This window comes from Pseudomonas uvaldensis (assembly GCF_021271205.1).
Classification (GTDB): domain Bacteria; phylum Pseudomonadota; class Gammaproteobacteria; order Pseudomonadales; family Pseudomonadaceae; genus Aquipseudomonas; species Aquipseudomonas uvaldensis.
Genome location: NZ_JAIWKS010000001.1, coordinates 141,264 through 154,150, shown reverse-complemented (window position 1 = coordinate 154,150; position 12,887 = coordinate 141,264). Strand labels below are relative to the sequence as shown.

14 protein-coding genes are annotated in these 12,887 nt (G+C 58.4%); all 14 read left to right on the top strand.

The features are described 5' to 3' along the window. Positions 1 to 4 precede the first annotated feature (4 nt). The 14 genes from LCU97_RS00765 to LCU97_RS00700 all read left to right on the top strand — a co-directional run bounded on the left by LCU97_RS00765 (position 5) and on the right by LCU97_RS00700 (position 12,529). Complete coding sequence (locus tag LCU97_RS00765; protein WP_232775330.1) at positions 5 to 331, top strand: GPW/gp25 family protein; 327 nt, start codon at positions 5 to 7, stop codon at positions 329 to 331. Beyond that, positions 328 to 1,212: a baseplate assembly protein gene (locus LCU97_RS00760; protein WP_232775329.1), complete on the top strand. Its 885-nt coding sequence runs from the start codon at positions 328 to 330 to the stop codon at positions 1,210 to 1,212. The genes LCU97_RS00765 and LCU97_RS00760 overlap by 4 nt, the downstream gene beginning before the upstream one ends. Next, positions 1,209 to 1,820 carry a phage tail protein I gene (locus LCU97_RS00755; protein WP_232775328.1) on the top strand — a complete coding sequence of 204 codons (612 nt, stop codon included), beginning with the start codon at positions 1,209 to 1,211 and terminating at the stop codon, positions 1,818 to 1,820. Before LCU97_RS00760 ends, LCU97_RS00755 begins: the two co-directional genes overlap by 4 nt. Further along, positions 1,813 to 3,900, top strand: coding sequence for a phage tail protein (locus LCU97_RS00750; protein WP_232775327.1), 2,088 nt, complete (start codon positions 1,813 to 1,815; stop codon positions 3,898 to 3,900). The genes LCU97_RS00755 and LCU97_RS00750 overlap by 8 nt, the downstream gene beginning before the upstream one ends. 11 nt (positions 3,901 to 3,911) lie before the next feature. Further along, positions 3,912 to 4,340 (top strand): phage tail assembly chaperone, encoded by a 429-nt coding sequence (locus LCU97_RS00745; protein WP_232775326.1) that lies wholly within the window; start codon positions 3,912 to 3,914, stop codon positions 4,338 to 4,340. Positions 4,341 to 4,427: 87 nt separating this feature from the next. Then, on the top strand, positions 4,428 to 5,591 hold the full coding sequence (locus LCU97_RS00740) for a phage tail sheath subtilisin-like domain-containing protein (protein WP_232775325.1): 1,164 nt from the start codon (positions 4,428 to 4,430) through the stop codon (positions 5,589 to 5,591). 12 nt (positions 5,592 to 5,603) lie between these two features. Continuing rightward, complete coding sequence (locus LCU97_RS00735) at positions 5,604 to 6,113, top strand: phage major tail tube protein (RefSeq protein WP_232775324.1); 510 nt, start codon at positions 5,604 to 5,606, stop codon at positions 6,111 to 6,113. Positions 6,114 to 6,184: 71 nt separating this feature from the next. Then, positions 6,185 to 6,511, top strand: coding sequence for a phage tail assembly protein (locus LCU97_RS00730; protein ID WP_232775323.1), 327 nt, complete (start codon positions 6,185 to 6,187; stop codon positions 6,509 to 6,511). Between the two features lie 99 nt (positions 6,512 to 6,610). Then, on the top strand, positions 6,611 to 9,187 hold the full coding sequence (locus LCU97_RS00725; RefSeq protein WP_232775322.1) for a phage tail tape measure protein: 2,577 nt from the start codon (positions 6,611 to 6,613) through the stop codon (positions 9,185 to 9,187). Positions 9,188 to 9,196: 9 nt separating this feature from the next. Then, positions 9,197 to 10,042 (top strand): phage tail protein, encoded by an 846-nt coding sequence (locus LCU97_RS00720; RefSeq protein WP_232775321.1) that lies wholly within the window; start codon positions 9,197 to 9,199, stop codon positions 10,040 to 10,042. Further along, entirely contained in the window at positions 10,017 to 10,223 is a 207-nt protein-coding gene (locus LCU97_RS00715) for a tail protein X (RefSeq protein ID WP_232775320.1), read from the top strand. Before LCU97_RS00720 ends, LCU97_RS00715 begins: the two co-directional genes overlap by 26 nt. 64 nt (positions 10,224 to 10,287) lie before the next feature. Then, positions 10,288 to 11,334 carry a phage late control D family protein gene (locus tag LCU97_RS00710; RefSeq protein WP_232775319.1) on the top strand — a complete coding sequence of 349 codons (1,047 nt, stop codon included), beginning with the start codon at positions 10,288 to 10,290 and terminating at the stop codon, positions 11,332 to 11,334. Between the two features lie 68 nt (positions 11,335 to 11,402). Continuing rightward, positions 11,403 to 11,966, top strand: coding sequence for a glycoside hydrolase family 19 protein (locus LCU97_RS00705; RefSeq protein WP_232775318.1), 564 nt, complete (start codon positions 11,403 to 11,405; stop codon positions 11,964 to 11,966). Next, positions 11,948 to 12,529: a lysis system i-spanin subunit Rz gene (locus tag LCU97_RS00700; protein ID WP_232775317.1), complete on the top strand. Its 582-nt coding sequence runs from the start codon at positions 11,948 to 11,950 to the stop codon at positions 12,527 to 12,529. The genes LCU97_RS00705 and LCU97_RS00700 overlap by 19 nt, the downstream gene beginning before the upstream one ends. Positions 12,530 to 12,887 lie beyond the last annotated feature (358 nt).

Here is a 12,887-nt window from a genome sequence, read left to right as displayed (position 1 = left end):
CATCATGATCGGAATGGACCGTCGCACGGGGCAGCCGCTGTCAGGTACGGCGCATCTGCGGCAGTCCGTGGAAGACATCCTCAGTACTCCGGTAGGCAGTCGCCGCATGCGGCCGGAATACGGCAGTCAACTTCGCCGTTATATCGACCTGCCGGTGAACGAGGGCTGGAAAAGCGCGGTGCAGGCCGAAGTCGCCCGTTCCCTGGGGCGTTGGGAGCCCCGTTTGAAGTTGGAGCGAGTGCGGGTCACTGCGGTGGTGGATGGCCAAATCACCCTGCAGCTGACGGGATCATATATTGGCGACGGCGTAGTGCTGGAGGTGAACGTATGAGCACTATCGACCTTTCGGCGCTACCCGCGCCGCAAGTGTTGGAAAGCCTGGACTTTGAAGAGCTGTATCAGGGAGAGCTTGCAACCTTTCGCGAGTACATGGGCGACAACTGGTCCGCACTACTTGAAAGCGATCCGGTGACCAAGCTACTTGAGTTGGGCGCCTACCGTCGGATGCAGAACCGTGCCAGGGTCAACGACGCGGCCAAAGCGCTGTTCCTGGCTCATGCCACGGGGGCCGACCTGGAGCAGTTGGCTGCCAACGTTAACCTGGAGCGCTTGGTTATTCAGGCTGAGGATCTGACTGCCGTGCCGCCAGTGGCGGCGGTGCTGGAGAGTTACGACGCATTACGAGAACGCATCCAGCTCAGGTACGAGGGGCTTACAACGGCCGGTCCTCGAAACAGCTACATCCTTCATGCCCGAAATGCCTCGGGGTTGGTGGCAGATGCCACGGCCGAAAGCCCGGCACCGGCCGAGGTGGTGGTGACGGTCCTGTCCCTGGAGGGCGACGGTACTGCTAGTCCCGAGCTGTTGGGCGAAGTGGGCGCTTACCTCAACGATGAAGATCGGCGCCCTGTGGCTGATCGGTTGACGGTGCAGGGCGCTGAAATCCTGCCCTATCGAATCGATGCCGTGGTGTACATGGTCGGCACAGGCCCGGAAAACGAAGCAGCACTTGCCGAGTGCAATGCGCGACTGCAGGCCTGGATTAATCCCCGGCGCCGCTTAGGCGTTGAGGTTGCCCGTTCGGCGATTGATGCACAGATCCATGTCAGCGGTGTGGCAAGGGTCGAGATACCTGGATGGGTGGACATTCGCCCAACCAAGGCTCAAGCGGCGTGGTGCTCGGGCTTCACCATAACACGGGGTGGAAAATGAAAAGTCTACTTCCCCTGAACAGTACCCCGCTTGAGCGTGCCATTGAGGCGGCTATTGACGAAACCACCGAGATACCGCTTAGAACCTTGTACAACCCGGACACCTGCCCGGCGCATTTGCTTTACCACTTGGCTTGGGCTTGGTCGGTAGATCGCTGGGACGAGGCGTGGCCGGAGGAGATTAAGCGTTCGGTGATCCGCGCTTCGTTCTTTGTCCACGCCCATAAAGGAACCATCGGCGCCTTGCGCCGCGTGGTGGAACCATTTGGCTATCTGATTGAGGTGGTCGAGTGGTTCGAAACTGAGCCGCGAGGTGTGCCGGGAACGTTCGCCTTGAAGATCGGCGTTTCCGACGAGGGCATCAGTGAAGAAACCTATCGAGAGCTGACATGGCTGATCGATGACGCTCGGCCGGTCAGTCGTCACCTATCCGGGCTCGACATTGTCTTGGAGGCCCGCCTCGATGCGTACGTCGGATTCGCCGTCTATGACGGCGATGAGATCGATGTTTATCCCTGGAGCAATCCCGATATCGACGTAGAAGTGCAGGGGCACAGCGGCGTCGGCCATTACATCATCGATGAACTGGATACTTACCCTTATGGTTGATAAGAACACCATTTTCGGCGGCATGCTGACTACGTTAGGTGCCAACAAAAAAACCAACTGCGACGCCCTGGGCATACCCTGGGAGCCGAAGTACATGTTGATCGGGGACGCGAACGGCACCGATCCCGTACCCAGCGCATCACAGACAAAGTTGATCAATCAGGTCTACCGGGCCCAGCTCAACCAGCTGAGGGTATCTGACAAGGATCCCAATGTTTTGATCGCGGAGTTGGTGCTGCCGCCGGATGTGGGCGGTTGGTGGATTCGCGAGCTGGCACTTGAAGACAAGGACGGTGTTTTCTGTGCTGTCTCCAACGTCGCCCCCAGCTACAAACCACTGCTCGAGCAAAATTCAGGGCGTAATCAGGTGGTGCGGATGCACATCATCACCAATGGCACCTCGAATATTCAGTTGAAGATTGACCCCTCTGTGGTGCTGGCCACCCGCGAGTATGTCGACACCCGGATCCAGGAGGAGCTGTACAAGCTCGACAACAAACAATCAGTGCGAGTGGCGACGACGGGCAACATCGTGTTGACGGGCCTCCAGACAATTGATGGTGTCAGCTTGCTCGCGGGCGACCGCGTTTTGGTAAAGAGCCAGACGCTCGCCAAGGACAATGGGATTTACATTGTTGGAGTAGGTGCCTGGCAGCGTGCCCCGGATGCTGATAGCAGCGCAGAAGTCACTTCGGCGCTGATCCTGTCCGTCGAGCAGGGTGTTACTCAAGCCGACACACGTTGGCAACTGATTACCGATGGAGCGATTGTCCTGGGAACGACGGCCCTAACGTTCCAGAACGTGACCCAGGGCTATGCTCCGATCAACTCCCCGGCTTTTCAGGGAAGCCCAACAGCACCGACCGCGCCGCTGAGCAACAGCTCTCAGCTGCTCGCCAATACCGCATTCGTACAAAGAGCCTTAGGCAACCACTCAGGTATTGGCGTGATCAGCGCAACTACCGTGCTGACCTCAAGCGCGTTCGGTCAATCGTTCATCATCAATTCGGCTAGTCCGATCAACATCACGTTACCGCTTGGCGTTACAGGATTCAACGGCGGAACCATCACGTTTACGAACGTATCGAGCGGCGCCGCGACGATCATTCTGCAGGGCACTGACTATGTGGCGGGCATGGCGGAGAATCAGCTTGTACTCAAGACGATGGACACCATCACTCTCTCGACCGGTGCCGGTACAGTCTGGTATGCGGAAGACGGATCTGTTCGGGACGTTTTGTCGACAACGTTCAAGGATCTGATGGCAGGAAAACTGAGTATCGGTCAGTTTGGTTTGGGGGTGGATACTGCGCCTACCTTGCCAACCTTTAAAGCAATCACGCCCGGCGGTTTGTATAGAGCTTATGGGGCACAGGTCCAGAACTCAGCAACGCCCTGGGCTCCTCCGGAGAGTGGTAACAGGCTGTTGGGTGTCTTTGCTATTTCACCTCGTGACGACGCTACGTACTACTTGGCTCTTGAACACGCGGCAGCTAGCGCTGATCGACGCATGTGGGTTGGGCAGTACACGTCCGGTACTGCGGAAGTGTTGTGGTCCTACCTTATGACAAGTGAATTTCAGGCAAGTCAGTCTGAAGCCGAGGTGGGTACCAATCCTTCAAAATGGATGTCTCCTCTCCGAGTGGCACAAGCTATCGCCACGAAGTTAGTGCAGGCGACTGAGGCGGTACTCGGTTTCGCAAAGGTCGCTACACAGGCGCAAACCAATGCAGGGGCGGACGACGCCACCATGGTGACCCCTAAGAAATTGCGCTGGGGTTTCGTTATGAGTCTGGGGATAAACGGTTCCATTGTTTTCCCTACTTGGCTTGGTTCCTTCATTTTCCAGTGGGGGGTTGTAACCATGGGGACGGGAACCGTTCACGCATACCCAATGGCTTTTCCAAATAATTGTTTTTTCATTACGCCAGGCCTTTTGCCGAGCCCAAGCTCCGGCACCGAGTTCGCGCAAATTTATGAAAAGTCTCTGACTGATTTTAAAGGTTGGGCGTATACCGATTCCGGCTCAAGAACAGGCGGAACAGTAGCCGGCGTTGGTTGGTGGGCGTTTGGTAATTAAGGAGGCGTTCAATGCGTTATTACAGTCGAACCACGGGGACGACATACATCAAAGGTGTCCATGCGCAGATGCCAGCTGACGCTGTCTTCATCCCCGAGGAGCGCTATGAGGCGGTTATCGCCAATCCAGACCTGGGTAAAATTCGAAGCCACGATGCAACCGGTTTGCCTGTTCTGGTCGACCCGCCTGCTCCTACACTGCAGGAGTTGGCAGACGCTGAACGCAGATGGAGAGATGACACTGTCGCCGATCTTGAATGGTTAGTGACGCGGCATCGCGACGAACTGGACATGCAGCTGCCCACCACACTTTCCGCTGAGCAGTTTGCACAGTTATTGGCTTATCGTCAGGAGCTGCGCGACTGGCCTCAATCTGAACACTTTCCGGATAGCCAATACCGTCCTGTAGCGCCGCCCTGGATCGTCGAACAAACCCAATAAGCGCCCCGCACTGACGGGGCGTTTTCTTTTCCGCCTCACCACAAACAAGGCCCTGCACTGCGGGGCCTTCTCGTATCTGGAGAATCTATGAGCTTCTTTCATGGCGTGACTGTCACGAACGTCGACACCGGCGCTCGTGTCATTGCGTTGCCTTCGTCCTCAATCATCGGACTGGTCGACACCTTCGTGCCGGCGCCGGCTTACAGCGCGCAGCCGAATGACCTGGTAATGATCACCAATGAGCGCGAAGCGGTGGCCGCCTTCGGGCCTGACTCGGCGATCACCAAAGCTTGCCAAGCCATTTACACCCGAGCCAAGGCGGTGATTGTGGCCTGTGGTGTGGCCAAGCTGGAAGATCCCGCCGAGCAGACCTCGGCAATCATCGGTGGCGTACAGTCCAGCGGTAAACGCACCGGCCTGCAAGCACTGCTGGACGGTAAAAGTCGGTTCAACGCGCAGCCGCGGCTGTTGGTAACCCCCAAACACAGCTCGACACTGGCGGTCGGTACGGCCCTGGTTGCGCTGGCGGACAAACTGCGGGGGCTGGCCATCCTCGACGGTCCGAACACCACCGATGAGGCCGTCATGGCCTATGCAGAAAACTTCGGCGCCAAGCGGGCGTTTCTGGCTGATCCTGGCGTGCAGTACTGGGACACCACGGCGGATGCCACGGTCGATGCGCCGGGCTCTGCCTGGGTAGCGGGCCTCTTCGCCTGGACCGACAGTGAATACGGCTTCTGGGCCTCGCCGTCGAACAAAGAGTTTGTCGGCATCACCGGCACCACTCGGCCGATTGAGTTTTTGGACGGGGACGAAACCTGCCGGGCCAACCTGCTCAACAACGCCAAGATCGCCACGATCATTCGCGACGATGGTTTCCGCCTGTGGGGCAACCGCACGCTGTCGAGCGATCCGAAGTGGGCGTTCGTCACTCGGGTACGAACGATGGACATCGTCATGGACGCGATTCTGTACGGCCATAAATGGGCGGTCGACCGCTCCATCACCGCGACCTATATCAAGGACGTGACAGAAGGTCTGCAAGCGTTCATGCGCGATCTAAAAGCCCAGGGCGCAATCATCAACTTCGAGGTGTTTGCCGACCCGGAGCTGAACACGGCCAGCCAGCTGGAGCAGGGCAAGGTGTATTGGAACATCCGCTTCACCGACGTCCCGCCGGCAGAAAACCCCAACTTCCGCGTAGAGGTCACCAATCAATGGCTGACCGAAGTGCTCGACACCGCCGCTTAAGGAGCGACCCCAATGGCAATGATTCCCGAAACCCTGGCGAACCTGAACTTGTTCGTCGACGGCGTCAGCTTCCAGGGCGACGTACCGAGCCTGACGCTGCCCAAGCTCACGCTCAAGGTGGAAGAGCATCGCGGCGGTGGCATGGATGCCCCGGTCGAGCTGGACATGGGCATGGAAAAACAGGAGGCGAACTTCACTACCACGGGCGTGCGCCGTGAGTCGTTGAAGTTCTTCGGCTTGGCCGATGGCACGGCGTTCAACGGCACGTTCCGGGGGGCTTACAAGGGGCTCAAAGGCAAAGTCACGCCGGTTATCGTCACCCTGCGCGGCACGTTGAAAGAGGTCGACATGGGCGACTGGAAACCGGGCGACAAAGCCGAGATCAAGCACTCCGTTGGGCTGACGTACTACAAGCTCGAAGTGGACGGCCGAACCGTCTACGAGATCGACCCCCTCGGCATGCGCCGAGTTATCAACGGTGTTGATCAACTCGCCGCCCAGCGTTCCGCCTTGGGCCTCTAATTCCTTTTGTCCGTCTGCCCAGTGCCTCGCCTGGGCGACGGCCTTCTGTCTATCCCTAAGGACATAGCACTATGAGCGACACCAAAATCCCAAGCTGGATGACCCTGACGGCTGACCGCGTGACTGTGAAGCTGAGCGTACCAAGCGAAGCTAACGGGGTGCGCGTCGATACATTGAGCTTGCGAGCCCCGACTGTGCGCGATCTTCGCAACGCTCGAGAGGCGTTCCCCTCCAACGAAGAAAAACAGGATGAGTACTTGTATACCTCGCTGGCTGAGATTGGAGTCAAGGATCTAGACGGTCTACTTGTGAAGGACCTGAATCGCTTGCAGGCCGGTTATTTTCGCCTGGTGCAAGATGATGAACTTCAACCAGAAAGTGCAAAAGCAACTTGCTAAGCGCTTAGCCACGGAGCTGAACTTTTCCGCCGCTGAAATCCTCGCCATGCCGTTCTCCGACATGGTCTGGTGGCTCTCAGACTGAATAAGAGGTAGACGATGGCAAGCAAACTGGCGTTATCGCTGGTGATTGGCGGCGCCGTCAGTTCGACGATGGGGTCGGCCTTTCGAACAGTCGAAGGTCACATCAAAAAGCTGGAGGACAAAGGCAACAAGGCCAAGGTGCTCAGGAGCACCATCAGCGAAACCATCCGCCTGCGCGATGAATGGAAGCGGGCGCACGAGACTGGTGCTGCCTCGGCGGACGGCCTGTTGCGCAAGCTCAACGGCAACCTTGATGCCCTGCGCAAGCAGGGTGTTCAGGTGGGCCGGTTGGGCCAGGAATACCAGAGGCTCGGCCGGGCGGCTAAGGCTGCCGATCTGCAGCTCAAAGGTCATCAGCAGCTTGATGCAGGTAAGAAAGGACTCACTTCGAGCGTTGCTCAAGGTGTTGTCGCCACAGGTTTTGCGACGATTCCCGCCAAGGTTAGCGCTGATTATCAAGCGATTATTCGGGATATTGCCATCAAGGCAGATGTGGCCAACAAGCCACAAGAAACACAACTCAGTCAGACGGTGATTCAGACCCATCGCGATACTGGCATGGCCCGTAACGATGTGGCGGATCTGATAAACCAGTTGGTAGGTGCCGGCATGGACCTTAAGCCAGCGATGGCTTACGCACCAATGGCTGCAAAGTTCTCGGTCGGCCAAAGCGCGTCGGGCGTCGACACGGCCAGCATGATCATGGCCCTGCAGCAGAACGCCAAGATCACCGATCCCAAGGTAATGCAACAGGCGCTGGAGGCCATCGCCTTCCAGGGGCAGGCGGGTAGCTTTGAGGCCAGCGACATGGCCCGGTGGTTTCCTCAACTGCTGGCCACCATGGAAAAGAATGGCAGCACCGGCATGGATGCTGTCAGCTCCCTGGGCGCGATGCTTCAGGTCCAGATGAAGACTGCCGGTGGTTCGGACGAGGCAGCCAACAACCTCAAGAACTGGATGGAGAAGATCGGTTCGAGCGATGTGGTCAAGGCGTACAAGGAGGCGGGGATTGATTATCAGGCCTCGTTGAATACCGGCATTCAAAAGGGCATGTCGACCCTGGAATCCAGCTTTGCCCTGGCCATGAAATACATCCAGGCCACCGACCCGGAGAAAGCCGCAAAAATGGCCGAGGCTCAGGCCAGGATCAGCAAGGAAACAGATCCGGAAAAAGCCAAGGCCGCGCTCGATGCGCTGGAGAGATCACTGCGTACGGGTGATTTGTTCGCCGACATGCAGGTCAAGGCTGCGCTCACCGCGTATTCGCAAAACCGGGAGCTGTACGAGCAGCTGAAAAAGGATTCGCAATCTTCCGGCGGGATCCTGGACAAGAACCTGGCCGAGCGGCGCGAAACATCGAAGCAGATGTGGGACGAGCTGGGTCAGGCGGTCAGCGACGGGATGCGTAGCATCGGTGATGCTATTCGCCCGGCGACGGATGCAGTCGCCCAGGGGCTGACTTCGATTGTTCGTGGGTTGACCAAGCTTTCGGATGGCGCACAGCCGGTGGTGATGGGTATCGCCGGCATCACCGCCGGATTGATTGCACTTAAGAGCGCTGCCAGCGCCGTCAAAATTGGCAAAGGCTTGTACAACATCAGTCGCGGCCGGGTGATGGAGCGTGGTGCGGGTGCTCTTGGTGATGCTGTCGCCAAGGCCCCGAAAACCGGTATCAAAACGGTCGACCAGGGCTTGGGTGTTCTCGGCAAATTGATGGGCAGCGGCACCGATTCGGCAGCGGCGATCAGCAATGAGCCGCAACGTGTGTTTGTCGTCAACGCCGATGCAATAGGCCGGGCGAGTTCCGGCCCAGGTGCAGATCCTGGCGGTGGTGCTCGCAAGCGTCAGCGTGGTCGTCGTGGTCGACGTACGGGAATCGGCACAATCTCCCGTCGCCGGCTACCTGCCCGGATGTCGAGTGTTCCAACCGTGTCAGCGCCTGTTGCTTCGGTCATGCCTAAGGTGGGGCTGCTGTCGGCTGTACCAATAGCCGCTGCGGCAGAGGCGGTGCCCAGTGGTTCGCTCGGTATGGCTGTAAAGTCGTTGAGAGGCGTAACACGGGCCACCAAGCGTATTCCCGGCGGATCGGTACTGGATGCAGGCGTCGGTGTTCTGGATACCGCGCTCAACGCCACGACTCAAGACGAAAAAGCCGAAGGCTATGGTGGGGCCGCCGGTGGCTTGGCAGGCGCGCTTGCCGGCGGTGCAGCAGGCGCCGCTATTGGTTCGGTGGTGCCAATCATCGGTACCGCCATCGGGGGCGCAATTGGCGCCGCGTTGGGCGGTCTGGGTGGCGAAAGCATTGGCAGCTTCTTGGGCAAGTCCTGGTTCGGCAGCGAGGAGAAGCCGGCCGAGGTCAAGCCTCCTGAAATTGCCAAACCACCAGAACCGACCCCGCCGGTGCCGCCGAAGGTTGAGCAGGCTTTCAGCTTCGCGCCGAGTGTTTCCATCACCGTTCAAGGCGATGTGAAGGATCCCGCGCAACTGGCTCGGGAGCTGGAGCCACACTTGCGTCAGCTCATGGAGGCATTCTCTCGCGAGACGCTTGCTCGCCAGTCATCAAATCAATTGTTCGATGCGCCGCACGTTTAAGGAGGTGTCATGGCCTACATGGAGCAAATGCAATCGGCGCTGAAATCGCTGCTTGCGGCGGGGGAGTCTGGGCGCACCAGCCTCGACGGTATGTTGGGGCCACTGAACGGCGCCATCAGCGACATGACAGGCGCAGCCTCGGAACTGGAGGGCGTGCCCTTCATTGGTCCAGCCATCGGTGCCAAGGTCCAGCGGACCATGCGAGCCATCAACGCTGCGCAGTCTGCGGTGGGGCAGGTGGCCGCCAGATACAATCAGGCCGTCAATGCGGCCAGTCAGGTACAGGAACGGCTGGGCTCGCTCAGGGAACAGGCAGCGACGGCAGGCGCGGCGATCAACCGCATTGCCGGACAGGTGAGTCCGGCGCTGAGCAACATCCTGCCCACTGGGGCATTCACACCACAGCTGACCCCAGCGGCCGAGGCGGTGAAACCCTTCCCGCATCTGCTGATCATGCAGCCCCTAGAGGCGAACGCCCAGCCGTACTACTTCAATTTGGATACGGCGGCGTTCGAGGAACTGCGTCGGCAGACATCGTTCCGCTGGGCTGGACAGGAACGCCTCACGCGCAGCATTGCCCAGCAGGCGGTCGGCCAGGGAGAAGACAAGATCACCCTCAAGGGCGCGATCTTCCCAGGCTTCAAAGGAGGGCTCAAACAGCTGGATACCTTGCGCACCATCGGCGGCCGTCTGCAGCCGGTGAACCTGACCACCGGCTACGGAGACGTGCTGGGTACCTGGTGCTTGCTCAACATCGAGGAAGAACAAAGTCACCTGCTCGCCGGTGGCATCCCACGGAAGCAATCCTTTTCACTGGAGTTTGTGAGCTATGGCGACGATCTGCAGAACGTCTGACGGGGATCTGTTGGACACCGTCTGTCATCACTATTACGGCCATTTGAACGGCACGGTAGAGGCCGTGCTCGCCGCCAATCAGGGACTGGCTGATGAGCCTCAACCGTTTCGCGCCGGTGTGATCATCCGGTTGCCGGATCTGCCAGCGCAAACGCTGGAGGAGGTCCAGTTGTGGGACTAACACACGCCATCGCATCCCATAAGCCCCGCCCTGTGCGGGGTTTCTTTTTTCAGGAGTGTCCCCCATGAAACCTACCTTTCGCATTGTCGCGGATGGCAAGGACATCACCACGCTGATGAACGACCGACTCTTACAGCTTCGAACCTCGGACAAGCCTGGCATGGAGTCGGATGACTTCGAGCTGCGCATAGATGATCGTGATCAGGCGGTCACGTTGCCCACTCGGGGCGCGAATATCGAGGTGTACCTGGGCTACACAGGTAAAGCCTTGACCCGTCTGGGTCGCTACACCGTGGACGAAGTCGAGGTGTCCGGGCCTCCGGATACGCTGGTTATCCGAGGGAAGGCCAGTGACATGCGTGGCAGCGGTAAGACCGTGCGCAGTGGGTCCTGGGAAAATGTGCCTTTGCAGCAAATTGTCCGGAATGTGGCCGCCCGCAATGGCTGGCAGCCGGTGTGTCCCGTGCAAACCAAAGTGCCCCGTATCGACCAACTCAACGAGTCGGATTACAACTTCATCACCCGCTTGGCCAAACAGTACGACTGCACGGCGAAACTGGCCGACGGCAAGTTGTTGGTGATGCCACGGCAGGGTAGTCAAACCGCGAGCGGTAAGAACCTGAGCCCGGTCGTCCTCGGGCGCGCCGATCTGAGCCGTTATCAATTCCGCTTCGGTGACCGCAACACTCAGAAGGCGGTGCGCACCAAACATCTGGACAAAAAGACGGGCGCTCTGCAGGTGGTCGAGCTGGGGAACGACGAATTGCCCGACGGCCTCCCTGCGGTCCACACCGACCGGCATATCTATCCGAACAAATCCGCCGCCGAGCAGGCAGCCAAGGCGCGCTTGGCTGCGTTCAACCGCAGCACTGCCGGCGTGCGTCTGGAAATGGCCGGGAGAACCGACATCTTCGCTGAACGGCTCATTGTGGTCCAAGGCATCAAGCCCGGTCTCGACGGTGAGTATCTGGCGGATGCAGTAGAGCAGTTATTCACACCGGCCGGATGGACCACAGTCGTCGAGTGCAACGGCGGCAAGAAAGGCAAAGCCAAGGCCGCCGGCAAGAAAAAGAAGAAAGAAGCCAAACCGCTCAAGGTCGTTGAGCTTTAGCCAACACCCCTGAGCCTTGTTTGAACAACCGCAACCCGCCATCGAGCGGGCTTTTTTTGGAGCCCTCCATGCCACTGACAGAGCAGCAATTACAACGCATCATGCCCAACGCCCGCCGCCAAGCGGGCGTTTTTGTATCGGCGCTGAACGCCGCCATGGTCCACCGACAGATCGATACGCCCAAGCGGCAAGCGGCATTCCTGGCTCAGGTTGGGCATGAGTCCGGTCAATTGCAATACGTGCGGGAGCTGGGCGGCGATCAGTACCTCAGCAAATACGACACCGGCTCGCTGGCTGCGATACTCGGCAACACACCCGAACCTGACGGCGATGGTCAGCGCTATCGCGGTCGCGGCTTGATCCAAGTCACCGGCCGCAACAACTACCTGCGCTGCAGCTTGGCGCTGTTCGGTGACGAGCGCCTGTTGCGTACGCCCGAACTGCTGGAGCTGCCCCAATGGGCGACCGAATCGGCTGCATGGTTCTGGTGGGTCAGGGAACTGAACGTGCTGGCTGATCGGGATGAGTTCGAAACGATCACCCGGAAAATCAACGGCGGGCTCAACGGCTTGGCTGATCGTCTGCAGCTGTGGGAGCGGGCGAGGGCGGTGCTATGCGTCTCGTCGACCTGATCCCGCTGCAATACCGCGTGTTGGTCACCGCACTATTACTGGTCGCTTCGGTCACCGCTTCGGTGGCCATCGCCTGGAAGATCCAAGGCTGGCGCTACGGTCAGCAGCTTGAAAAACAAGCCCGGCTCCACACCGAGACCCTCAACCAAATCGCGCTGGCCTCCGCCAACTTGCAGCGCGCAGAGCAGGACAAGCGCCTTGCCCTGGAACAGCGGCTGGCCGCAAATGACCAAGCCCACTATCGAGCCCTTACCGATGCCCAACGTGATCAGGATCGCCTTCGTGATCGCCTCGCTACTGCTGATGTCCGCCTGTCAGTCCTACTCGACGCCACCGATACCAGCTGCAGCGGTGCAATGCCTGCCACCACCAGCGCCGGCCGCGTGGTTCATGGAACCATACGAGCCCAACTTGACCCAGCACATGCTCAACGAATTATCGGCATCACCAATACCGGCGACCGGGGACTTATAGCCTTGGCTGCCTGTCAATCCTATATAAATACAATCCTCGATCAAGCATCGCTTCTAACTTTCGGAAGCAATAAAAGTACTGAGGAGTAAATGAGAAGAGCAACGGCTGTCAGAGTTAATTCAGGGATAGGGATTTGAATTTTACTCATTTTTTCGATAGCTAAAAGTGTCTTGTCTGGAGTCATGAATTCATCAAGGTACATCAATAGCATTGATGTACCCATGTCCCAAATAAGGAGAAGAAAGAATATGAATATAGTGCCGCCAAATAAATGACTATATAAGGATCTGTAATAAGCCGGGTCTCGATATGCTACGGCTGTTATTCCTCCGACACATAATACAATCAGGCCCGCTACGATTTCCCCCAGCATAACTTAATCCTCCCGGCACGCTCATATACGCGCTTCATATTAAATAATCTAGCACTAAATATACGTTGCATTGA